Below are 22,066 nucleotides of genomic sequence, written 5' to 3'. Positions count from 1 at the left end.
TTAGCGCCGGATCAGGCGGAACACCTGTGACGCACCCCAGCCGAAAATCCCGGCAATCGCCAGCGCCATAATCCCGTAGATCAGTGCATTCTGATAGGCCAGATTGTAGAGCCAGCGCTCAATCCCGACCTTTTGCACATTGATCGAGGTGCCATAGCTGTCGATCACATCGCCGTCACGGATCAGAAAAATCCGGGTCGTATAAGTGCCTTCGACGATGTTCGACGGCAGCGCGATGGAGGTGTCAAACAGTGTGTCTTCGATGAGAGAGACTTCGCCCTCGCGGGTGCGATAGAGGTCATCGTTCTGGCGCAAACGGATCAGCGCCTCGCGCGCGGGCAAGCCGCGCATCCCGGGCAGGATGCGTTTGTCAGCGGTGATTTTCCACAGGCTGTCAGTGAGCGGCGGCAGGATGTCTTGCAGCGGCCGCGTCGTGGCGACGGAGTAGAAGGTGGGCGTGTGGCCGATGACCTGCGCCTCGACGTTGATCCAGATGCCAAACCGGCGATCCTTGCGGCGAATGGTTTCCACCTGTTCCGGACCGGCGACTGTGATGACCACGTCAAGCGGACTGTTTTCGGGGATCGCGGCTTCGCGTTTGATTGCGCCAAAGACCAGAATTTCGGACCCGTCGAAATTGGCATTCACGGAGACACGAGTCTGGCTCAAGGCAGCCACGACCTGTTCGGCCTGTGCGGTCAGAGGCAGGAGAAAAAGCGCGAGGAGGGCGATCAGGCGATGCATCATCAGACCCCCAGCGAATAGAGTTCTTTGGGTGTGATCAAGAGATCGACCCCTAGTTTCAGACAGACCAGAAGGACCAGAAGCGCCAACATAATGCGGAGCTGTTCGGCTTTGAGCCGCAACCCGATCTGTGTGCCGATCTGGGCCCCGATGACGCCGCCGAAGAGCAGAAGGAAGGCCAAAAGCACATCCACCGTGTGGTTCGTATAGGCGTGCAACATCGTGGTGAACCCGGCGGTGAAAATGATCTGGAACAGCGAGGTGCCGATCACCACCTTGGTGGGCATGCCGAGGATGTAGATCATCGCGGGCACCATGATGAAGCCACCGCCAACACCCATCACGGCACCCAACATGCCGACGAACACGCCAACTGCGATGGGCGGAATGGCGGAGATATACAGGCCGGAGGCACGGAATTTCATCTTGAAAGGCAGGGTATGAACCCAGAGGTGCTTTTTACGTTCGGGCCGTCCGGCGGGGCGTCCGCGGGCGCGTTTGATGGCGCGGATCGACTCGATCAGCATGAGAAAGCCGATGATGCCGAGGAAGACGACGTAGCAAAGCGTGACCAACAGATCGACCTGGCCCATCGCCTTGAGCATGTTGAAAATCTGGATGCCGATGGCCGAGCCGACAAGGCCGCCACCCAGCAAAACCATCCCCATTTTCAGGTCCACAGTTTTGCGTTTGAGATGCGCCAGCACGCCCGACACCGAAGAGGCGACGATCTGATTGGCAGAGGTCGCGACGGCCACGGCGGGGGGGATGCCAACGAAGAACAGCAATGGCGTGATGAGAAAGCCGCCGCCCACGCCAAACATGCCTGAGAGCACGCCGACCATGCCGCCAATTCCCAGAAGCGTGAAGGCGTTCACGGAGACTTCTGCAATGGGGAGGAAGATTTGCATGGGCTGTAGCTTTCGCGTGCGTTTCTTTCAGGAATGCAATGATTTGCCAGTGTCGTCAAATGTTCTGCCGGAGGCGGTATGAAAAAAGCGGGCGCTGAGGCCCGCTTTCAACATCGCGTAAGATCGCCTTAGCGTTCCTTGACGTAGGATTGCCCGCTGGCGCGCGGCGGGATGGCTTTGCCTACAAAGCCTGCGAGGATGATTACGGTCAGGATGTAGGGCAGGGCCTGCATGAACTGCACCGGGATGACGAAATCGCCCAAAGCGATCGACTGATAACGGTTGCCGATGGCCTCCAGAAGACCGAACAACAGTGTCGCCCAAAGTGCATACCAAGGCCGCCATTTCGCAAAGATCAGCGCAGCCAACGCGATATAGCCCCGCCCTGCCGACATGTCCTTGACGAAACCGGCGGCGAGAGAAGCCAGATAGGTGCCCGCAAGACCACAGAGCACGCCGGCGATCACGAGGGCCGCGTAGCGCAGTTTGACCACCGAAATCCCGGCGGTGTCTACGGCGCTGGGGTTTTCGCCCACGGCGCGCAGGCGCAGCCCAAAGCGGGAGCGGTAGAGTACCCACCAAGACAGCGGCACGGCCAGAAGCGCCAAATAGGTTAGTGTCGTGTGGCCGGAAATCAGCTCGTCATAGGCCGGGCCGATCACTGGGATTTTCGACATGGCGTCAGCAAAGGGCAGGTTCCATGCTTCAAATCGGCCGTCACCGGAGAGCGACGGGGTGCGCCCGCCGAGCTGGAACCAGCTTTGGCCGATCACAACGGTGAGGCCTGCGGCTAAAAAGTTCAGCGCGACGCCGGAGATTAGCTGATCGCCTTTGAAGGTGATCGACGCGAGACCGTGCAGCATGGAAAACGCCAAAGATCCTGCGACGCCCGCCAATAGCCCGATCCAGATCGAGCCGGTGACGGCAGCCGCCGCCCCCGAGAGGAAGGCCGCGGCCAGAAGTTTGCCCTCAAGCCCGATGTCCACAACGCCTGCGCGTTCGGAAAACAGCCCCGCGAGACAGGTCAGCAAAAGAGGTGTGGCGAGCCGCAGGGAGCTGTCTAGGATCTGGATGATCGTGAGATAGTCCATGTCTTACGCCTCCTTCTTTTTGTTTTTGCCAAGCGCGACAAAGAGTTTTTCAAGCGGCATGCGTACCATATTGTCGAGCGCGCCGGTGAACATGATCACAAGCGCCTGAATGACGACAACCAACTCGCGCGGGATCGATTCCCAGAACGACAGCTCGGCGCCGCCTTGGTAGAGAAAGCCGAACAACAGCGCCGCCAGAAGGATACCGATGGGGTGGTTGCGCCCCATGAGCGCGACCGCGATGCCGATGAAACCGGCGCCTTCGACGGCGTTGTCGATCAGGCGCTCGGCCTCGCCCATGACGTTGTTGATCGCCATCAGACCGGCCAGACCGCCAGAGATCAGCATTGCAATGATGACGATGCGCGAGGGGTTGATACCGGCGTATTTTGCCGCCGTTTCCGACTGACCATAGGCTCGGATTTCATAGCCCAGACGCGTTTTCCAGATCAGAATCCAGAACAGGAAGGTGCAGAGAAGCGCCACGAAAAACGCCATGTTGGCAGGCGCGTTGGGCGAGAAATTGATGCCGAAAGGCGCGAGAATTTCAGAGAAATTCGGCAGATGCGCCCCCTCGGGGAAGCGTGCACTCTCAGTGAGCATCGAGCCGGGCACCTTGAGTACCTTGGTCAAGAGATAGCCCAGCAAAGCCGCGCCGATGTAGTTGAACATGATCGTGGTGATCACGATGTGGCTGCCGCGTTTGGCCTGAAGCCATGCGGGGATAAAGGCCCAAGCCGCGCCAAACAAAGCGCCCCCGATCATCGCTGCAGGCAAAGCCAGCGTCCAATGCGGCCACGGCACAGCAAGACAGACGAGCGTCACACCCAGCCCGCCCAGCATCGCCTGACCTTCGCCACCGATGTTGAAAAGCCGCGCGTGATAGGCGACCGCGACGGCGAGGCCTGTGAAGATAAAGTTGGTTGCGTAATAGAGCGTGTAGCTGATCCCGGAGGTCGAGCCGAACGCGCCCTGCACCATGGTCTTGATCGCCACCACCGGGTCTTTGCCGATGGCCCAGATCACAAGACCGGAAAAGAAAAACGCCAGAAGAATGGAAATCAGGGGAATGAGGACGGCGTCCGCCCATTTCGGCATCTTGTTCATTGTGCCTTCTCCGCAGGTTTGTCGGCGGCGCCACCCGTGTCCGTAATCCCGGCCATCAACAGGCCCAATTCGCCCTCGTTGGTCTCAGAGGGCAGGCGTTCGCCCATGATCTGACCGTCGAACATGACGACGATGCGGTCCGACAGAGACATGATTTCGTCAAGCTCCACGGAGACCAAAAGGATCGCCTTGCCCTCATCGCGGAGCGCGACGATTTGCTGGTGGATGAACTCGATCGCGCCGATGTCCACACCGCGCGTCGGCTGGCCGATGAGCAAGAGGTCAGGGTTGCGCTCGATCTCGCGGGCCAGCACGATTTTCTGCTGGTTGCCGCCGGAGAAGGACTTGGCCTCCAGTTTCGGGTTCGGCGGGCGGACGTCGAATTTGTCCATGCTTTTTTGGGTCATCTCCTTGATGCCCGCATTGTCCATCAACAGCGCGTTCTTCTGATATTCCGGCGCGTGGTGATAGCCGAAAACCATGTTCTCCCAAGCCTGAAACTCTAGGATCAGCCCTTCGTCATGGCGGTCTTCGGGCACATGGGAAATGCCGCGTGCGCGCCGTGTCTGGCCGTTCGAATGCTTGCCTGAGAGATCAATTTCCTGACCGTTCATCAGGATATTGCCGGTGCCGTTCATATAGCCACCCAAGACTTCCAAGAGTTCGGTCTGGCCATTGCCCGCAACGCCGCAAATGCCGAGGATTTCACCCTGATGCACCGTCAGATCGATGCCTTTGACACGCCGGACACCTTGTTCGTCGACGACTTCAAGGTTCTCAATCTCGATCACCGGCGCGCCTGGGCTGGCGGGTTTCTTATCGACACGCAGCAAGACCTTGCGCCCGACCATCAACTCGGCAAGTTCCTCGGGGGAGGTGTCTGCGGTCTTCACGGTCGCGGTCATCTCACCGCGCCGCATGACGGACACCGTGTCTGTGATCTCCATGATTTCACGCAATTTATGCGTGATCATGATGATGGTTTTGCCCTGTTCCTTCAGCCCTTCGAGGATGCGGAAGAGGTGATCGGCCTCGGCCGGCGTCAACACGCCGGTGGGCTCGTCGAGGATCAGGATGTCCGCTTGACGATAGAGCGCCTTGAGAATCTCGACCCGCTGCTGGTGGCCCACGGAGAGGTCTTCGATCAAGGCGTCCGGATCGACGGACAATTCATATTCGTCAGAGAGCTGTTTCAAAAGCTTGCGCGCCTTGGCGAGCGAGGGCTTCAATAGCCCGCCGTCTTCGGCGCCCAAAATGACGTTTTCCAGAACGGTGAAGTTTTCCACCAGTTTGAAATGCTGGAACACCATGCCGATGCCGGCGGCAATGGCCTCCTGGCTGTCGGTGATGTTTACCTCTTGGCCGTTGATGAGGATCTGGCCCGCGTCCGCCTTGTAGAACCCGTAAAGGATCGACATCAGCGTGGATTTGCCCGCGCCATTCTCGCCAATGATGCCATGGATCGAGCCCTTGGCGACCGAGATGGAAATGTCCTTATTCGCCTGAACCGGGCCGAAAGCCTTTGAAATCCCGCGCAGTTCGATGGCGGGGGCGGAAGCGGTGGGGGCGACAGTCTCCTGCCGCCCCGCCTCGTTCTGAACGCTCATGCGACGCCTGCCTTAGTAAGCCGGGCAGGTTTCGTCGGACATGTAGTCGTGGACCACAACCTCGCCGGAGATGATTTTCGCGGTGGCGTCATCCATGGCGGCTTTCATCTCGGGCGTGATCAGGGCTTCGTTGTATTCGTCGATGGCAGCCCCCACGCCCTCATTCGCCAGACCCATCACAAAGATGCCGGTCTCGAGGTCTTCGCCCTGCATGAAGGCGTCATAAACGGCGTTGTCGACGCGCTTGACCATGGAGGTCAGGACGTGACCCGGCTGCAGGTAGTTCTGGTTGCTGTCCACACCGATGGCGAGCATATCTTCGTCGGCTGCGGTTTGCAGAACGCCGAGGCCCGTGCCGCCAGCCGCTGCAAACACCACTTCGGAGCCAGCCGCTTTTTGCGCGCGGGTCAACTCGCCGCCCTTCACCGGATCGTTCCAGGCCGCAGGCGTGGTGCCGGTCATGTTCACGATCACTTCGCCCTCGGGTTTCACGGACTTAAAGCCCTGCGCGTAGCCACAAGCAAATTTGGAGATCAGCGGGATGTCCATGCCGCCGACGAAGGAGACGGTGTCGCCCTCTGCTGCGTAGGCTGCGGCGATGCCCACGAGATAGGAGCCTTCATGTTCGTTGAACACCACGGAGCGCACGTTCGGCGCATCTACAACCATGTCGATGATGGCGAATTTGGTGTCCGGGAAGTCGGCGGCCACGGTTTCAAGCGCGGTCGCAAAGGAGAAGCCTGCCATGATGATCGGGTTGAACCCGTTCTCGGCAAAGCGACGCAGCGCCTGTTCACGCTGGGCGTCGGATTGCAGTTCGACGTCACGATAAGACCCGCCGGTTTCGGCTTTCCAACGCTCGGCACCGTTGTAGGAGCTTTCGTTGAAGGATTTGTCGAACTTGCCACCGAGGTCGAAAATGATCGCCGGATCGGCCAGAGCGGCACCGGAGGTCAGCGCGAGTGCAGCTGCTGCGCCGAGGAACGTGGTTTTCAGGGTCATGAATGGTCTCCCGTTGGATACTGGTCTTGGGGCCGCCCCGGATGAGATGCGCAAACTCGATCAAAGCACGTCTCATGATGCAGCCCGTGTAAGCGAGCACAATCTCGCCTTGAGAAGGATTAGGGCGTGTCCCTGCCGGAGGGTCAATACACATTTTGCCAAATTTGACCAAATGGTTGCCTATCGGGGGGAGTTTCCCTCAGGCGCGGCGAAATGACGTTGGGTTACGAATGATTTATACGCTTTTCAAAGATCAGCGCGTCGATCTTCGAGCCGTCGGGGGCCGTGTAATAGGCCTTGCGGCGGCCGGATTCGCTATAGCCTTCTGAGAGATAGAGGGAAATTGCCGTCACGTTGTCGGCGGCCACCTCGAGAAAGGATGTGAGCGCACCTTGTTGGCGGGCGTCCTCCTCATAAGCCTGAAGCATGTCGCGCCCAAGCCCACGACCGCGCGCCTCGGGCGAGACCGCAATGGTCAAAAGCTCTGCTTCTTCCGCGACATAGCGCCCGAGCGCAAAGGACGGGCCATCGCCCGTCACAAGAAACACGCCCCTCATAGATAAAAGCCCCGCAAACTCGGTCTCGGACCAAGGGCGGGGCGTTTCAAAACTCGCCGCATGTATCGCGGCGAGCCTTTCAGGCGTGAATTGGGTCACTTATGCCGCGACCGGGCGCACTTCGAGTACCTCGGGGATGTAGTGACGCAGCAGGTTCTCGATGCCCATTTTCAGAGTCAGCGTCGAAGACGGGCAACCGGCGCAGGCGCCTTGCATGTGCAGGTAGACGATGCCGCGATCAAAGCCGTGGAATGTGATGTCGCCACCGTCTTGCGCCACAGCGGGGCGCACGCGGGTGTCCAGCAGTTCCTTGATCTGGGTGACGATCTCGCTGTCCGGGCCGTCATGCTCGGCGTGGCCACCTGCGGTCTCCGCGGCTTGACCGGCCATCACAGGCTCGCCGGATTGGAAATGCTCCATGATCGCGCCCAGAATGGCAGGTTTCACGTGGTCCCAATCGGTATCTTCGTCTTTCGTCACGGTGACGAAATCGGAGCCAAAGAACACCCCCGCGACATGGCCAACCTTGAAGATGCGGCTGGCGAGCGGAGAGGCGCTTGCGGCCTCCTCTGTGGTGAAATCGGCGGTGCCGGCGTCCAGAACGGTCTGGCCGGGCAGGAACTTCAAAGTGGCGGGGTTCGGCGTGGATTCGGTCTGGATGAACATGGCGCGTATTCCTTAGGAGATATGTCGGATATGCGCCTTATGGCGCCGGAAGTCAAGATTTAGAACGGTTCTAAAGGGTAGCGTCAGATGATCTGTTGTTCAAGCTCTGTCTCGGGAACGCCCCGAACCGCCCAGAACGCCACCGCATCGGGGCCGATCATCTCTAGGACGCGCTTCAGGTCGCGGTGATTGCAATGCCGCCAAAGCGCGTAGGCGGTCGCGTCGATCACATTGAGTGGCGTGATGTTATGCTCTTTGCGCACCGTCTGAGCCTCGCGGATCAGTTCGGAACGCGTGCCAAAGGGCAGGGGCACCGCATCGACGCGCCAATTGAACACCAGCATCGCGCGCAGGCTTGAGGGCAGCACATCGCCAAAGGCGATCACCTGTGGCGGAGTAAGGCGGCGGCGAAAGGTCTGTAACACGCCATCGACCGCCGTATAGGTCATGTTGTCGCTTTCCATCACATGACCCATCCGCTCTTTGGCGTCCTTCAGAAAGGATTGAAACTCCTTTTCTGAGTGGCGATAGCTCCATGGCATCGGCATCAGGTCACCGCTTCGAGACGTTCTTTCGACATCTCGCCAGGCACGAGTGTCATGGGAATGGGCAGGAAGCCCGCCTGTTTGGTCATCGCGGCCACGAGCGGGCCTGGGCCGGATTTCTCCGTGCCCGCGCCCAGAACCAGCACGCCGATTTCCGGATCTTCCTTGATCTGGGCGAGGATCTCATGCACCGCCTCGCCTTCTCGGATGACAAGCTCGGGGTCGATGCCCTGACGATCGCGCATCCATTTGGCGAAAACTTCGTAGTGCGCCACGATGCGGTCTCGGGTTTCCTCGCGCATCAGATCGGCCACCCCGATCCAGTGGTTGAACTCTTCGGGGGGGATGATCGACAGGATGGTGACCCCGCCGCCGGACTTCGAAGCGCGCATGGCGGCAAAGCGCATGGCGTTGAGACATTCGCGGCTGTCATCGAGGATCACAAGAAACTTGCGCATTCGGGCCTCTTTGCTCGTGCTCTTCTCAAAGAGCTTCAACGCGATGATGACCGAGCCACGCGTCGGACGCAACAGTTGGCAGATGTGAAAGCGCGACAGAAAACCCCCGGCTCCGGGAAGCCGAGGGTTCAATGAGGGGCTGATCCTTTGGGGAAGTGATCAGCTCATGCGCCCGACACAGGCGCGTGCGACACGGGATCAGGCGGGGACAGGACTGATTCTGAATCGCTTGGTTCCATTGATAGGGCCGGTTTGAAACCCTTATGTGACATCCCTGCTGCGGTTTCCCGCCTGTCTCACGCGTCACCGCTTCGTGATTTGAAGGTGAGGGGTGATTTGGCGTCTCTTGCCGCAAATCGCTGATGAAATCGCCCAATGAAACCGCACGAGAGATATCGATGTCCGACATGAAACGCCGCCGCTTTTTGGCGCTGAGCCTGACCACACCTTTCTTGGCCACGCCTTTTCTGGCGCGTGGCGCGCATGCCCAAGAAGTCGGCCTGACCCTGCCGGACGAGTTGCAGTCCAAGGGGCCAGCGCGTCAAAACATTTCGAGTTTTCGTCGCATCGACTGGCGCGAACATTTCGATGAGCTGGGGCAGGGGCGCATCGTGGCCGATACTGTAAGCCGCGCTCTGCATTTCTGGGGGGCGGATGGCACTTATAAACTCTACCCGACCTCTGTGCCGATCTCGGAAGAGTTGACCCGACGCGGTTATACGGAAGTCATTCGCAAGGTGAAGAACCCGACCTGGACGCCGACACCCTCGATGCGCGAACGCGATCCAAGCCTGCCGGTGACGGTGCCTGCAGGGCCGCAGAACCCTTTGGGGGTGCGCGCGCTGTATCTGAGCTGGCAATATTATCGCATCCACGGCACGCATGACACGCGCAAGATCGGGCGCCGGTCGTCGGATGGCTGTATCGGGCTTTACAATGAACAGATCGTGGATCTCTACGACCGGGTGGCCGTGGGGACGCAGGTCAAGCTGATCTGAGTATTTGAGGCACAATGAAAACGAAAAAGGGCGCCGCAATTGGCGCCCTTTGTGTTGTTCGGAAGGTGTGCTCAGCGCACGAAGCCCATGTCGACCCCGAGGGGCGCGGGCATCTCGTGCGCATTCAGCGCACGAACCCCATAATGTCGAAGGTCTTGGCGAGAATCGGCTGCGCGATCTCATTGGCCTTCTCGGCCCCTTTCGCCATGATCCGGTCGATCTCTGCCGGGTCGTCCATCAGGCGCTTCATCTCCGAGGAAATCGGCGCGAGATGTTCGACCGCCAATTCCGCCAGAGCCGGTTTGAACTTGCCCCAACCCTGACCGCCATATTCGGCCAGAACCTCTTCGCCGGTCATATTGGCGAGACCTGCGTAAATGTTGACGAGGTTGCGCGCCTCGGGACGGTTGGCGAGGCCTTCCATCTCTTCGGGAAGGACTTCCGGGTCGGTTTTGGACTTTTTGAACTTCTTGGCGATGGTGTCCGCGTCATCGGTCATGTTGACACGTTCCATGTCGCTCTCACCCGACTTTGACATCTTCTTCGTGCCATCGCGCAGGTTCATCACCCGCATCGCGGGGCCTTCGATCACAGGGATGGTCTCGGGGAAAAAATCGACCTTGTAATCGTGGTTGAATTTATTGGCGATGTCGCGGGTCAGTTCGACGTGCTGTTTCTGGTCCTCGCCCACGGGAACGTGCGTTGCGTGGTACAGCAGAATATCGGCTGCCATAAGAGACGGGTAGGCGTAGAGGCCCAAAGACACATTTTCGGCGTTCTTGCCCGCCTTGTCCTTGAACTGCGTCATGCGGTTCATCCAGCCGACGCGGGCGACACAGTTGAACAACCAGCCCAGCTCGGCATGGGCCGAAACGCGGGATTGGTTGAACAGGATCGACTTGTCGGGATCAATGCCCGCGGCGAGGTAGCCGGCGGCGACTTCGCGGGTCGCGTGGCGCAGGTCCTCAGGGCTTTGCCAGACGGTGATCGCGTGCATATCCACCACGCAATAGATGGTTTCGAACTCACCGCCCTGCATCCCCACGAAGCGTTTGATCGCCCCGAGGTAGTTGCCGAGAGTGAGCCCGCCCGAAGGCTTGATCCCCGAAAAGACGCGGGGGGTAAAGGCAGGCTTGTCCATCTGGAACTCCGTCACTGGAATAATAGGTGATCGTGGCTTACCTATGCGGGACGAGAGCGTCAAGGAAAGGCCCCAGTAATGTCCGATGATCCCGAGTATTCCCGCCCGGAAGCGCCATTTAATGCGCTGCCACCGATGGTGATTGCCATTGCTTTGGTACTGGGGGGCATTGAATTGGTGTTCCAGATCGGAACGCTTGGATTGGTCGGGGGGCCGGACGCCGTCGGTTGGCGGATTGGCGCGATGGAGACTTACGGCTTTTTCGATACGGTGTTCGAGGCGATGCGGGCGCAAAGCACCTGGCCGTTCGAACATCTTCGCCGGTTCTTCACCTATGCCTTCGTGCACTATTCGATCACCCATGCGCTGATGGTCATCGTCTTCGTTTTGGCGCTGGGCAAGATGGTAGGCGAGACCTTTGGCAATCTGGCGGTTCTGGTGATTTTCATCGTCTCGACGCTGGCCGGCTCTTTGGCGTTCGGATTGATCTTGAATGCCGCAACGCCACTACTGGGCGCCTATCCAGCCGCCTATGGTTTTATCGGCGCCTATACGTTCATTTTGTGGCTGGGTCTTGGTCAGATGCAGGAAAACCGCATGCGGGCCTTTACGCTCATCGGCTTTTTGATGGGCTTGCAGCTGGTCTACGGCCTGCTGTTTGGCGGCTCTCCCGATTGGGTGGCCGATCTGGCGGGCTTTGTGGCCGGGTTCGGCACGGCGGCTTTGCTGGTGCCGGGGGCGTTCGGTCGGATTTTGATGCGGCTGCGTCAGCGGTAGAGGTGTTTCCCTCCCGACCCAAATCCTAACAGGCATTAAGGTTAATCAGATTAACCTTAATGCGGGGTAAATGAGATCGTAGTGGGCCTGTGTCGGGCTGCGAGAAAGACCTCACCCGCCGCGACGCACCGAGCCTCTCAACTCCGCCATGCGCACCGCGCCGATCAGATGCGCGAAGGTGAAATAGCCAACGATCCCAAGCGCCACCAACAGAAGCGTCCCCATCCCGCGCGACAGCTCGAACACCGGTGAAAGCGCCATCTCACCGCCCCAAAGCACAGCGCCCATCAAAAGAGCAGCGATCAGGATGCGCGGCGCGCGGCGGATCAGGCGGGTGTCGGCGTGGACGTCTTCGCCCATGCCTTTCTTGCCAAACCACAACAGCGCCACCATGCCCCAAGCGGCCAGCGTTGTCGCGACAGCGGCGGCGAGATAGCCGATGACAAAGGACAGTCCGACGGCGACAACTGCGTTGATCACCATGGCGTAGACCGCGAAGCGGAATGGCGTTTTGGTGTCTTCGCGGGCGAAATAGAGCGGTTGCAGCACCTTTTGCATCACAAAAGCAGGCAAGCCCAACCCGTAGATCATCACCGCAAGCGCCGTCTTTTGCGTGTCCTCCGCCGTGAAGGCGCCACGCTGGAACAGGAAGGAAATCAACACATCCGGGATCACGATCAGGGCGACGGCTGCAGGAACGGTGAGCAAAAGCGCGAACTCAAAAGCTCTGTTGTAGGCATCGCGGGCGCCCTTGTGATCTCCTGCCTGAAGGCGCCGAGACAGATCGGGCAACAGCACGATACCGATGGCGATCGCGACCACGCCCAACGGCAACTGATAAAGACGATCCGCGAGGTTCAGATATTGGATCGCGCCTTCCTGCGAGAAAGACGCGACCTGACGCCCGACCAGAAGGTTGATTTGAACCACACCACCCGCCAGTGCGGCAGGACCGGCCAGAACCAGTAGAGATTTGATTTCCGGCGTGAGGCGGGGCAGGCGCGGGCGCAGATTAAATCCGGCCTTGGCGGCGGCGATCCAGACCACGGCCAATTGCGCGGCCCCTGCGACCGGCACGGCCCAGATCAGCGCGCGCTCGACGGATAGGCCCATTTTCGAGGCTGCAATCATGGCCACCGAGAGCACAACATTGAGCATGACAGGCGCGGCGGCGGCGGCGGCGAAACGACCGGTGGCGTTCAAAATGCCGGAAAACAGCGCGCCCACCGAGATGAACAGCACATAGGGAAAGGCGATGCGGCCAAAATCGACGGCCAGATCGAACCTTTGGTCGCCAATAAGACCCGCCGCCATCAGCGTGACCAAAGCGGGCATGAAAAGGGTTGCCAAAAGCGTGAGCGCGATCAGAGCAGTTGCGAGAACCGCCAGCGTTTCCTCGGCAAAACGTTTGGCGTGATCCTCGGCTTCAACCTTTTTCGAGAACATCGGCACGAAGGCAACGTTGAGCGTGCCCTCGGCAAAGAACCTGCGGAACATGTTGGGCAGCGAAAAGGCGACGGCGAAGGCTTCGGCTACGGGTCCCGCGCCGAAAAAGGCCGCGATCAGCGCGTCCCGGACAAAGCCCAGGATGCGGCTCATCAGGGTCCAGCCGCCCACCGTGACAAAGCCGCGGACAAGGCGGATGGGCTTCATTGCACTTGCGCCCGTTTCGCGCCGGTCACGATGGCCTCCCGCAGTTTCTTCTCAAGCGATTTGCGCTTGGATTCGGCATGGAGTTTCATCCCGAACATATCCTTCACATAGAACACATCGACCACCTGCGCGCCGTAAGTGGCGATCTGGGCGGTGACGATGGAGATGCTGTTTTCGGCCAGAACCCGCGTTAGGTCATACAAAAGACCGGGGCGGTCGCGGGTGTCGACCTCGATGATGGTGAAAATCTCCGAGCCTTCGTTGTCGAAGATGATCGAGGTCGGAACGTTAAACCGGCTTTCGCGCTTTTTGATCTTGTCGCGGGTGTCGAGCGCCTCTCGGGCCATGACCTGACCGCGCAGGATCTTGTCGATCATTTGACGCAGACGCGGCAGGCGGGCGCTCTCAAACGGGTTGCCGTCATTGTCCTGAATCCAGAAGACGGCGGTCGCGTAGCCATCCTTCGAGGTATAGGTGCGCGCGTCCACGACATTAGCGCCGACAAGCGCAAGTGCGCCCGCGAGACGCGAGAAAATCCCGTGGTGATCGGCCAGTGCAAAACAGGCGCGCGTGGCGTCGCGGTCCTCGTCCTGATGCAGGTCGATGCGGATTTCGTCGGTTTGGATATCTTTGAGCAGATGCGCGAAAATCTCATGCGCGGCAAAGGGTAGACCTTGCCAATAGGTGCTGTAGTGCCGCTGCAACTCGGTGCGCTTTTCGGCGGCATCCCAATCCTGAAGCCGGCTGCGCAGCTCTTTTTTCGCCTCGCCTTCGCGGGCGTCACGGTTGATCTCTTCAAGCCCGTGTTCGAGCGCATAAGCTGTCTGCGAATGTAGGTTGCGGATCAGCGTGGCTTTCCAGTTGTTCCACACATCCGGGCCGACGCCGCGAATGTCACAGACGGTAAGCACCGTCAAAAGATCGAGCCGCTCGCGGGTTTTCACCGCCTTGGCGAAATCGCGTACCGTGCGCGGATCGGCGATGTCGCGTTTCTGGGCGATGTCCGACATCAAAAGGTGATAGCGCACCAGCCATTCGACGGTCTCGCATTCGGCAGGTTTGAGGCCCAGTCTCGGCGCCACCTTGCGGGCGATTTGCGCGCCGATCACGGAATGGTCTTCGACACGCCCCTTGCCGATGTCGTGCAGCAGCAGGGCGACATACAACACCCGCCGGTTCACGCCGTTCTTCAGGATATTGGTCGAGACCGGCAGGGCATCTTCCAATTCGCCACGTTCGATTTCTGCCAGATTGGAGATCACCTGAATCGTGTGCTCGTCCACCGTGTAGCTGTGATACATGTTGAACTGCATCATCGCGACGATGTGTTGGAATTCCGGGATGAAAGCACCCAGAACGCCCAGTTCGTTCATCCGCCGGAGCGCGCGTTCCGGGTTGCCGTGTTTCAAGAGAAGATCGAGGAAAATGCGCTGTGCCTCAGGATCATTGCGCATCTCATTGTCGATCTTGTCGAGATTGGCGGAGATCAGGCGCATCACATCTGGGTGCAACAGATAACCTGTGCGGAGCCCTTCTTCGAAGACCCGCAATAGATTGAGTTTGTCAGTTAAAAATGCCGTGCGGTCGCGCAGGTTCAGCCTGTTGTGCACCATCTCATATTGATCGCCCACCTTGCGGCGGCGTTTGAGCAGGCGTTGCAGCGCCGGTTCTTGTTTGACGTGTTGTGCTTCGAGTGAGGTCAGGAAAATCCGCGTCAATTCGCCGACGCGCGTGGCGTGCAGAAAGTAGTTCTGCATGAAATGCTCGACGGCGCGGCGCCCCGTGTGGTCGATATAGCCAAGACGTTCGGCCACCTCGACCTGCATATCGAAGGTCAGCTGATCCATCGGACGCCCGGCAATCAGGTGCAGCGCGTTGCGGGTGGCGTGAAGGAAGGTCTCGGCCTCTTCGAACTGACGATATTCATCTTGGGTAAAGACGCCCGCCTTCACCAAATCGGCGGTGTTGCGCACGCCGTGCACATATTTCGCGATCCAAAAAAGCGTGTGCAGATCGCGCAGCCCGCCTTTGCCCTCTTTGATATTCGGCTCCACGACATATCGCTGGCCGCCTTGTTTGCGGTGGCGTTCGGCGCGTTCTTCGAGCTTGGCTTCGATGAACTCGCGCGCTGTGTTGCGGAACAGCTCGTCACGCAGTCTGACGTGCAATTCCGTCGCCAGATCGCGATTGCCGGACAGGAACCGCAGCTCAAGCATGGCGGTGCGGATGGTGAAATCCTCTTTGCCGAGCCGGATACAATCGCGGACCGTGCGGGTCGAATGCCCGACTTTGAGGTGCAGGTCCCAGAACATGTAAAGCATGCTCTCGACCACGCTTTCGATCCAGCCGGTGATCTTGTGGGGGGCAAGGAACAACAGATCGACGTCGGAATAGGGAGACATCTCCCCGCGCCCATACCCGCCCACAGCCAGAACGGCGATGCGTTCGCCTTCTGTGGGATTGGGGTTCGGGTGCAGCTTTATGGTCGCAGTGAATAGCACCGTGGTCACGAGACAATCGGTCAGCCAGGCATAGGCCCGAAGCGCCGGTCGCGCATTGCGCGGCGCCTCGGACATGGCGGTGGCAATGGCGGCGCGGCCCCGTTTCTGGGCCGCGTTCAGAACCGACACCGTGGCCTTGCGAATCTCGGCGTCACTGGTGGCCTCGGCCCATCCGGCTTCAAGCTCTTTCGCGACGGCGGCGCTGTCGAAAATCGCGTCTTGCGCGCAGATGAACGTGCCCGAGGGCGTTGGTAGAAATGTGGTCAGAGCCGGACGATCAGTATCCGGCGCCACGGAAGGCTCTTGGGGCAGGGTCAATCTCGATTACCTGATTATTTTGAATGGTCGCGATGGAGAGGCCGCGTTGATTGGTGCCGTCGGACATCAGTCGGAAAATCCCGTTCACGCCAACAAAACCAGACCCACGGGTCAGGCCTTGAGCGGTCAGGGCGTTTTGGTTGCCGTCCTTTACCAGCGCGCCGATGGCGGCGATGCCGTCATAGGCCAGACCGGCCAAAGCATGCGGCGCCTGACCATAGGTGGCGGAATAATGCGCCGAGAAGTTGCTGGTCAGCTGTTGGTCGGGAATGGCGAACCAACTGTCCTGCAGACCCGGCAGGCTCAGCGCCGACGCGGGCACGTTCCAGCGTTGCAGGCCGATATATTGCGGGTTCGGCGATTTGATGCCGTTCTCCGGCAGCATCTGCGCCAAAAGCGGCATTGCGCCGTCATTGCCGGACGTGAAAAAGATCGCATCGGCATTCGAGTTGCGCGCGGCGGTGGCGATCGGGCGGATGGCTTGCACCACACCTTGCTGGCTCAACTCAAAGCTCTGGCTGCCCGCGAGTGTTGCGCCTTGGCGGCTGATTGCAGTTTTGATCGCATCGGCACCGGCGTTTTCGGCCGGGCTGTTGCCATTGACGACCATGATGCGGCCTTTGCCGTTGGCGCGGGCATAGGACACCAGCCGGTTGGCGGTATTGTCAAAGGTCGGCCCAAGGATAAAGACGTTGCCGCCCGCGACATCTGGGTTGTTGGAGAAGGACAGCACGTTGATGCCCGCATTGGCCGCCGGAATGCCAGCCAGTTTGGCAGAGCCACCATAAACCGGCCCGAGGATGATCTTGGCGCCGTCACTGACGGCCTGCGACGCGGCGGCAGAGGCGCGTTCGGCCTGTCCTCCGGTCGGGTAGACACGCAAGTCAATCGCGACACCGTCAAGATCGGCCATGGCGAGACGCGCCGCGTTCTCGATCGAGCGTGCCATCGCAACGTCGCCGCCCTGTTGTGATTCGTAAGGCACGAGAAGGGCCACGGGCACCGGCCTTGATGTGTTGATCGTAGGTCCCCCCGAGACAGGAAGAGCGCCCGGATCACAGGCCGCGAGAGCAATAACAGACAGGCCAAGCGCAACTTTGGTGAGCGACTTGCGGGCGGCGCGAAGAACAGCGAACATAGGGAAACCTCACTCCTGACGGCAAAGGCGCAACACGGGGGACCGGTCACGCAAATTTGCGGGCAGACTATGCGACAGTCTACAAAGAGTAAACGCTGCAAAGGGCAGAGATCACATTGATATATCAAACCAAGCCGCTTTCTGCCGGTCTCCATTTTCTCGCCACGCCCATTGGAAACGCGCGGGACATCACGCTTCGGGCGCTCGACATTCTGGCCTCTGCCGATGTCTTGGCTGCCGAGGACACACGATCCCTGCGTAAGTTGATGGAAATTCATGGTGTGCCTCTGGAGGGACGCCACATCTATCCCTACCACGATCACAACGGTGCACAGATGCGCCCGCGCCTCATTGCTCTGATGGAAGAGGGCAAATCCGTGGCCTATGCCTCGGAGGCAGGCACGCCTCTGGTGGCCGATCCGGGTTTTGTTTTGTGCCGCGAAGCGCTTGAGCGCAATATTACGGTCACCTCCGCGCCGGGGCCCTCGGCGATGATTGCGGCGCTGACCATCTCGGGCCTGCCGTCGGATCGCTTTCTCTTCGCTGGCTTCCCGCCGTCTTCGACAGGCGCGCGCCTGAAATTTTTTTCCTCCTTTGCCCCCGTGCCCGCCACTCTCGGATTTTACGAAAGCCCGAAGCGCATTCACCGAACGTTAGGAGAATTGTGCGACACCTTGGGGGAAACGCGTCCGGCGGCTCTGTGCCGCGAGCTGACGAAACGGTTCGAAGAGGTCCGAAAAGGCACACTGCGTGAGCTTGAGGAAAGTCTTCGCGATGCGCCAGTGAAAGGGGAGATCGTGCTTTTGGTCGGGCGTGCGGATCAAGTGGAGGTGTCCGAGGCGGATCTTGAGGCGGATCTTGAGGCGGCTTTGCAGAGTATGACGGTGAAAGATGCCGCGGCAGAGGTTGCAAAGCGCCATGGTTTGAAAAAGCGAGACGTTTATCAGATGGCGCTGGCCATGACGGATGGGCGTTAACGTAAGAGGTGGTTTTGGAAAAGGTGGCGTGATTCCTTTTGATTATCTTCAGAAAGCGCCAGAAATTCGGCGTCGGGAACGTGGGCGCAAGGCCTATGACTTCGGTCTGAGTGCCGAGGCTTCCGTCGCGCGCCTTTACCAAAATCGCGGATATGACCTGCTCGAAGAGCGCTGGCGCAGTTCGGCGGGGGAGATTGACCTGATCTTTCGCAAAGGAGCCGAGGTCGTATTTGTGGAGGTCAAAGCCTCCAAATCTTTTGCGGCCGCAGCCAGTCATCTGGGGCCAAAACAGATCGGGCGTCTTTGCGCCGGGGCTGAGGCCTACATCGGGGCGCTGCCCACAGGATTGCTGACTCCCATGCGGATTGATCTGGCTTTGGTCGATGGCATCGGGCAGGTCGAAATCCTAGAGAATGCGCTAATGTAATGATCTTTGGCCGCACATCGCGGGGCCTGTTGTGAATTCGTGCACAGGATATTCTCATTGAATGCGTCGGGACGCTGGTCCATCTATGGAGAAACAAGTCCAGGAGGCCACCTTGCCCTTGAAAGTCGCGATCCAAATGGACCCGATCGGTCCGATCAACATCAATGCCGATAGCACGTTTCGCATCATGGAAGAGGCGCAAAAGCGCGGCCATGAGCTGTTCTATTACACGCCGGATCATCTGGCCTTTCAGGAAGGCCGTGTTACCGCGCGCGGCTGGCCGGTTGAAGTGCGCCGCATTGAGGGCGATCACTACACGCTGGGCGAGATGACTGAGGTTGATTTGTCCGACTATGACGTGGTGTGGCTGCGCCAAGATCCGCCGTTCGACATGGGGTATATCACCACAACCCACTTGCTTGAACTGATCACGCCGGGCACTTTGGTGGTCAACGATCCGTTCTGGGTGCGTAACTATCCTGAGAAACTTCTGGTCCTGACCTTCCCGGACCTGACGCCACCCACTGCGATTGCCCGAGACCTTGCGACGATCAAGGCGTTCAAGGACAAGCACGGCGACATCATTCTGAAGCCCCTTTATGGCAACGGTGGCGCAGGCGTGTTCCGTCTTGATCCGAATGATCGCAACCTCTCGTCCTTGCATGAGCTGTTCACGGGCATTTCGCGTGAACCGATGATCGTGCAGAAATTCCTGCCCGACGTGTCGAATGGCGACAAACGTGTTATCCTCGTCGATGGCGAACCCGTGGGTGCGATCAACCGAGTGCCGCAAGCTGGTGAAACGCGGTCGAACATGCACGTCGGCGGACGCGCCGAGAAAGTCGGCTTGACCGCGCGCGATTTGGAAATCTGTGCGCGCATCGGTCCGCTTTTGAAAGAGAAGGGCCAAGTCTTTGTCGGGATTGATGTGATTGGCGACTACCTGACGGAGATCAATGTGACCTCGCCCACGGGTATTCAGGAGCTTGAGCGCTTCGATGGCACCAACACGGCAGAGCTGATCTGGAAAGCGATCGAGGCCAAACGCGCATGAGCCTTCGGATGCGGCTTGTCTCCGGGGCCTTGAGCCCCGTCGTGCGGGCCGCGTTCACCCATGCGCAAAACCCTGTGCCTTTGCGAGACGGGGTCGATTTGGCGGCCAAACTGAGCCTGCCGGTTCAACTCTCCGCCGAAGTGACCCACGACGCTTTGGGCCTTCCGGGCATGTGGATCAGGCCGCCCGAGTGCGATGACGAACGCGTCATCCTGTTTTTTCACGGCGGCGGGTATATCGCCGGGAGCCCGCATACCCACAAACGCCTTGCCTCACGTTTGGCGCAGCTGGCCAATCGGCCGGTCTTTTTGCCGGCCTATCGGCTTGCTCCCGAACATCCGCTGCCCGCGGCGTTTGAGGATGCCTTGGTCGTTTGGGAGGCTTTGGTGGCCTCCGGCTATAGCCCGTTGGAAATTTCGATTGGCGGAGACAGTGCGGGGGGCGGGCTGGCATTGACGCTTTTGGCGGAGCTGTGCCTGCGTGGCGCACCGCCCGCCGGGGCCTTTGCCTGGTCGCCTTTCACTGATTTGACGCTGTCGAGCCCCTCGTTCGAGACCAACGCGGAGCGCGATCACTTCTTTCCGCCAGAGCGCGCGCGGGATTTGACCGCGATGATCCTTGGCAATTCTGCGCCGGAGGATCCGCAAGTTTCGCCGATTTTTGCGCGCTTTCCCAACTGTCCGCCTGTGCTGTTGCAGGCCTCGGATTGTGAAATTCTGCGCGACGATTCCGTGCGGATGGCCGCACATCTGCGCGAAGAAGGGGCAGAGGTTATTTTGAGCCTGACCAAAGGCGCGCCACATGTCTGGCAAATGTTCGACGGTTTTTTCCCCGAGGCGCGCCATGCGATTGCTGAGACGGCGGAATTCCTGAAAGCGCTCAATTGAGCACGCCTGACACCACGCGATAGCTTAGAGCCTCGGCCAGGTGTGGACGGCGCACATCGTCCTCGCCCGCCAGATCGGCAATCGTGCGTGCGACCCGCAAGACACGGTGATAGCCGCGCGCCGATAGCCCAAGCTTTTCGGCGGCTTTGGTCAAAATCTCCCGCCCCTCGGCATCGGGACTGGCGACATCATCCAGCATCTGTCCTTCGATCTGTGCATTGGTGCGAAACCCGGTGCCGTCATAGCGCTCGGTTTGGACCGCGCGGGCTTGGGCGACGCGGGCCGCGACGGTGGCGGAACTGTCGCCGGAGGGCGGCAGGTCGAGGTCCTGAAATTGCACGGGCGGCATCTCGAGACGTAGATCAAAGCGATCCATCAAGGGGCCGGAAATGCGCCCCAGATATTCCTCTCCACAGAGCGGCACCTTCGCACAGGCCCGCGCCGGGTCGGGCAGGTAACCGCATTTGCAGGGATTCGCCGCAGCGACCAACATGAACCGCGCGGGGTATCGCATGTGGGCGTTGGCGCGGGCGACCATGACCTCACCGGTTTCGATGGGCTGGCGCAGGGTTTCCAAGACGGCGCGCGGGAATTCAGGGAATTCATCGAGGAAGAGCACGCCATTATGCGCGAGAGAAATCTCCCCCGGCTGCGCGCCACGCCCGCCGCCAACGATGGCGGCCATGGAGGCGGTGTGATGCGGTTCGCGAAAGGGCCGTGCACGGGAAATGCCGCCTTCGTCCAAAAGCCCGGCGAGGGAATGGATGATCGAAGTTTCCAAGGCTTCCTGCGGCGAAAGCGGCGGCAGGATCGTCGGTAAACGCGCGGCCAACATGGATTTGCCGGAACCGGGCGTGCCGACCATGAACATGTGATGGCCGCCGGCTGCGGCGATCTCCATGGCGCGTTTGGCCTTTTCCTGCCCCTTCACATCGCGAAGATCGCGGTGGTGAGTGGGCAGGGTGATCTCGCCGGGGGTGGCTTCATGAAGCGGACGGTCGCCGGTGAAATGCCGGAGCAATTGTGCGAGGTTTTTCGCCCCATAGACGGGCGTTGCTCCGACCCAAGCGGCCTCTGATCCGCAGGCCTCGGGACACGCGAGGACACAGTCCAACTCGGCGGCTTTCAAGGCCGCGGGCAGCGCGCCGTTGACGGCCACGAGCGATCCGTCCAGCGCCAATTCGCCCAAAGACAGCGTTTCTTCGGCTTTCTCGGCGGGGATCAATCCGGTCGCGGCGAGGATGGCCAGCGCGATGGGGAGGTCAAAATGCGAGCCGATTTTTGGCAGATCGGCGGGCGAGAGGTTGATGACGAGTTTCTTCGACGGCAGCGCGATTTGCATCGCTGCCAAGGCCGCGCGGACCCGTTCGCGGGCCTCGCTGACAGCTTTGTCCGGCAGGCCGACGATGGTGAAACTGGGCAGTCCGGGGGCGATGGCGCATTGCACCTCGACGGGGCGGGCCTCGATGCCTTCGAAAGCGACGGAGAATGTCCGTGCGACCATGGT

The 22,066-nt window shown here is 59.9% G+C and carries 21 protein-coding genes; 6 read left to right on the top strand and 15 right to left on the bottom strand.

Going from position 1 to position 22,066, the window contains the following annotated elements; translation table 11 throughout:
* The 10 genes from J5Y17_RS14690 to J5Y17_RS14645 form a co-directional block, all read right to left on the bottom strand.
* Nucleotides 1-747, bottom strand: coding sequence for a TIGR02186 family protein (locus tag J5Y17_RS14690; protein WP_219786033.1), 747 nt, complete (start codon nucleotides 745-747; stop codon nucleotides 1-3).
* A complete protein-coding gene (locus tag J5Y17_RS14685) occupies nucleotides 747-1,655 on the bottom strand; it encodes a sulfite exporter TauE/SafE family protein (RefSeq protein ID WP_219786032.1) in 909 nt (302 codons plus the stop codon). The genes J5Y17_RS14690 and J5Y17_RS14685 overlap by 1 nt, the downstream gene beginning before the upstream one ends.
* Nucleotides 1,656-1,783: 128 nt before the next feature.
* On the bottom strand, nucleotides 1,784-2,746 hold the full coding sequence (locus tag J5Y17_RS14680) for an ABC transporter permease (protein WP_219786030.1): 963 nt from the start codon (nucleotides 2,744-2,746) through the stop codon (nucleotides 1,784-1,786).
* 3 nt (nucleotides 2,747-2,749) lie between these two features.
* Nucleotides 2,750-3,853, bottom strand: a complete 1,104-nt coding sequence (locus J5Y17_RS14675) for an ABC transporter permease (protein WP_219786029.1) — start codon at nucleotides 3,851-3,853, stop codon at nucleotides 2,750-2,752.
* On the bottom strand, nucleotides 3,850-5,460 hold the full coding sequence (locus tag J5Y17_RS14670) for an ABC transporter ATP-binding protein (RefSeq protein WP_219786027.1): 1,611 nt from the start codon (nucleotides 5,458-5,460) through the stop codon (nucleotides 3,850-3,852). The genes J5Y17_RS14675 and J5Y17_RS14670 overlap by 4 nt, the downstream gene beginning before the upstream one ends.
* A gap of 12 nt (nucleotides 5,461-5,472) precedes the next feature.
* Nucleotides 5,473-6,462, bottom strand: coding sequence for a BMP family protein (locus J5Y17_RS14665; protein WP_219786025.1), 990 nt, complete (start codon nucleotides 6,460-6,462; stop codon nucleotides 5,473-5,475).
* A gap of 224 nt (nucleotides 6,463-6,686) precedes the next feature.
* Nucleotides 6,687-7,010, bottom strand: a complete 324-nt coding sequence (locus J5Y17_RS14660; protein ID WP_370628965.1) for a GNAT family N-acetyltransferase — start codon at nucleotides 7,008-7,010, stop codon at nucleotides 6,687-6,689.
* A gap of 108 nt (nucleotides 7,011-7,118) precedes the next feature.
* Nucleotides 7,119-7,685 (bottom strand): NifU family protein, encoded by a 567-nt coding sequence (locus J5Y17_RS14655; RefSeq protein WP_219786022.1) that lies wholly within the window; start codon nucleotides 7,683-7,685, stop codon nucleotides 7,119-7,121.
* Between the two features lie 83 nt (nucleotides 7,686-7,768).
* Nucleotides 7,769-8,233: a DUF2267 domain-containing protein gene (locus J5Y17_RS14650; protein WP_219786020.1), complete on the bottom strand. Its 465-nt coding sequence runs from the start codon at nucleotides 8,231-8,233 to the stop codon at nucleotides 7,769-7,771.
* A complete protein-coding gene (locus tag J5Y17_RS14645) occupies nucleotides 8,233-8,688 on the bottom strand; it encodes a universal stress protein (protein ID WP_219786019.1) in 456 nt (151 codons plus the stop codon). The genes J5Y17_RS14650 and J5Y17_RS14645 overlap by 1 nt, the downstream gene beginning before the upstream one ends.
* A 398-nt stretch (nucleotides 8,689-9,086) precedes the next feature.
* On the opposite strand from J5Y17_RS14645, the gene J5Y17_RS14640 reads away from it, so the two are divergent.
* Nucleotides 9,087-9,686 (top strand): L,D-transpeptidase, encoded by a 600-nt coding sequence (locus tag J5Y17_RS14640; protein ID WP_219786017.1) that lies wholly within the window; start codon nucleotides 9,087-9,089, stop codon nucleotides 9,684-9,686.
* A gap of 124 nt (nucleotides 9,687-9,810) precedes the next feature.
* Here J5Y17_RS14640 and trpS read toward each other — a convergent pair whose 3' ends face one another.
* Complete coding sequence (gene trpS / locus J5Y17_RS14635) at nucleotides 9,811-10,827, bottom strand: tryptophan--tRNA ligase (protein ID WP_219786015.1); 1,017 nt, start codon at nucleotides 10,825-10,827, stop codon at nucleotides 9,811-9,813.
* Between the two features lie 78 nt (nucleotides 10,828-10,905).
* Between trpS and J5Y17_RS14630 the strand changes: the two genes are divergently transcribed.
* Complete coding sequence (locus J5Y17_RS14630; RefSeq protein WP_219786014.1) at nucleotides 10,906-11,604, top strand: rhomboid family intramembrane serine protease; 699 nt, start codon at nucleotides 10,906-10,908, stop codon at nucleotides 11,602-11,604.
* 111 nt (nucleotides 11,605-11,715) lie between these two features.
* Here the strand turns inward: J5Y17_RS14630 and murJ are convergent, their stop codons facing one another.
* The 3 genes from murJ to J5Y17_RS14615 are packed head-to-tail and all read right to left on the bottom strand — an operon-like array spanning nucleotide 11,716 to nucleotide 17,214.
* Nucleotides 11,716-13,257 (bottom strand): murein biosynthesis integral membrane protein MurJ, encoded by a 1,542-nt coding sequence (gene murJ, locus J5Y17_RS14625; RefSeq protein ID WP_219786012.1) that lies wholly within the window; start codon nucleotides 13,255-13,257, stop codon nucleotides 11,716-11,718.
* Complete coding sequence (locus J5Y17_RS14620) at nucleotides 13,254-16,076, bottom strand: [protein-PII] uridylyltransferase (protein ID WP_219786010.1); 2,823 nt, start codon at nucleotides 16,074-16,076, stop codon at nucleotides 13,254-13,256. The genes murJ and J5Y17_RS14620 overlap by 4 nt, the downstream gene beginning before the upstream one ends.
* Entirely contained in the window at nucleotides 16,036-17,214 is a 1,179-nt protein-coding gene (locus tag J5Y17_RS14615; protein ID WP_219786008.1) for a penicillin-binding protein activator, read from the bottom strand. Before J5Y17_RS14615 ends, J5Y17_RS14620 begins: the two co-directional genes overlap by 41 nt.
* A 116-nt stretch (nucleotides 17,215-17,330) precedes the next feature.
* Here J5Y17_RS14615 and rsmI point away from each other — a divergent pair, with 116 nt between their 5' ends.
* From rsmI to J5Y17_RS14595, 4 genes are all read left to right on the top strand, one after another.
* On the top strand, nucleotides 17,331-18,191 hold the full coding sequence (gene rsmI, locus J5Y17_RS14610; RefSeq protein ID WP_219786007.1) for a 16S rRNA (cytidine(1402)-2'-O)-methyltransferase: 861 nt from the start codon (nucleotides 17,331-17,333) through the stop codon (nucleotides 18,189-18,191).
* A 28-nt stretch (nucleotides 18,192-18,219) separates the two neighbouring features.
* Nucleotides 18,220-18,618, top strand: coding sequence for a YraN family protein (locus J5Y17_RS14605; protein WP_370628964.1), 399 nt, complete (start codon nucleotides 18,220-18,222; stop codon nucleotides 18,616-18,618).
* A gap of 118 nt (nucleotides 18,619-18,736) precedes the next feature.
* A complete protein-coding gene (gene gshB, locus J5Y17_RS14600) occupies nucleotides 18,737-19,672 on the top strand; it encodes a glutathione synthase (RefSeq protein ID WP_219786110.1) in 936 nt (311 codons plus the stop codon).
* Nucleotides 19,669-20,559 (top strand): alpha/beta hydrolase, encoded by an 891-nt coding sequence (locus J5Y17_RS14595; RefSeq protein WP_219786003.1) that lies wholly within the window; start codon nucleotides 19,669-19,671, stop codon nucleotides 20,557-20,559. The genes gshB and J5Y17_RS14595 overlap by 4 nt, the downstream gene beginning before the upstream one ends.
* On the opposite strand, the gene J5Y17_RS14590 is transcribed toward J5Y17_RS14595, so the two are convergent.
* Complete coding sequence (locus J5Y17_RS14590; protein ID WP_219786002.1) at nucleotides 20,552-22,063, bottom strand: YifB family Mg chelatase-like AAA ATPase; 1,512 nt, start codon at nucleotides 22,061-22,063, stop codon at nucleotides 20,552-20,554. The two genes, J5Y17_RS14595 and J5Y17_RS14590, sit on opposite strands and share 8 nt — an antisense overlap.
* Nucleotides 22,064-22,066: the final 3 nt, after the last annotated feature.

Source organism: Celeribacter sp. PS-C1 (genome assembly GCF_019429625.1).
In the GTDB taxonomy this organism is placed as follows: domain Bacteria; phylum Pseudomonadota; class Alphaproteobacteria; order Rhodobacterales; family Rhodobacteraceae; genus Celeribacter.
This window is presented reverse-complemented; position numbering and strand designations above follow the sequence as displayed.

Coding starts and splice junctions, on each gene's coding strand:
- J5Y17_RS14690 (WP_219786033.1), bottom strand. CDS start 747: ATGATGCATCGCCTGATCGCCCTCCTCGCGCTTTTTCTCCTGCCTCTG.
- J5Y17_RS14640 (WP_219786017.1), top strand. CDS start 9,087: ATGTCCGACATGAAACGCCGCCGCTTTTTGGCGCTGAGCCTGACCACA.
- J5Y17_RS14685 (WP_219786032.1), bottom strand. CDS start 1,655: ATGCAAATCTTCCTCCCCATTGCAGAAGTCTCCGTGAACGCCTTCACG.
- J5Y17_RS14680 (WP_219786030.1), bottom strand. CDS start 2,746: ATGGACTATCTCACGATCATCCAGATCCTAGACAGCTCCCTGCGGCTC.
- J5Y17_RS14645 (WP_219786019.1), bottom strand. CDS start 8,688: ATGCGCAAGTTTCTTGTGATCCTCGATGACAGCCGCGAATGTCTCAAC.
- trpS (WP_219786015.1), bottom strand. CDS start 10,827: ATGGACAAGCCTGCCTTTACCCCCCGCGTCTTTTCGGGGATCAAGCCT.
- J5Y17_RS14675 (WP_219786029.1), bottom strand. CDS start 3,853: ATGAACAAGATGCCGAAATGGGCGGACGCCGTCCTCATTCCCCTGATT.
- murJ (WP_219786012.1), bottom strand. CDS start 13,257: ATGAAGCCCATCCGCCTTGTCCGCGGCTTTGTCACGGTGGGCGGCTGG.
- J5Y17_RS14665 (WP_219786025.1), bottom strand. CDS start 6,462: ATGACCCTGAAAACCACGTTCCTCGGCGCAGCAGCTGCACTCGCGCTG.
- J5Y17_RS14670 (WP_219786027.1), bottom strand. CDS start 5,460: ATGAGCGTTCAGAACGAGGCGGGGCGGCAGGAGACTGTCGCCCCCACC.
- J5Y17_RS14615 (WP_219786008.1), bottom strand. CDS start 17,214: ATGTTCGCTGTTCTTCGCGCCGCCCGCAAGTCGCTCACCAAAGTTGCG.
- J5Y17_RS14655 (WP_219786022.1), bottom strand. CDS start 7,685: ATGTTCATCCAGACCGAATCCACGCCGAACCCCGCCACTTTGAAGTTC.
- J5Y17_RS14630 (WP_219786014.1), top strand. CDS start 10,906: ATGTCCGATGATCCCGAGTATTCCCGCCCGGAAGCGCCATTTAATGCG.
- J5Y17_RS14650 (WP_219786020.1), bottom strand. CDS start 8,233: ATGCCGATGCCATGGAGCTATCGCCACTCAGAAAAGGAGTTTCAATCC.
- J5Y17_RS14590 (WP_219786002.1), bottom strand. CDS start 22,063: ATGGTCGCACGGACATTCTCCGTCGCTTTCGAAGGCATCGAGGCCCGC.
- J5Y17_RS14595 (WP_219786003.1), top strand. CDS start 19,669: ATGAGCCTTCGGATGCGGCTTGTCTCCGGGGCCTTGAGCCCCGTCGTG.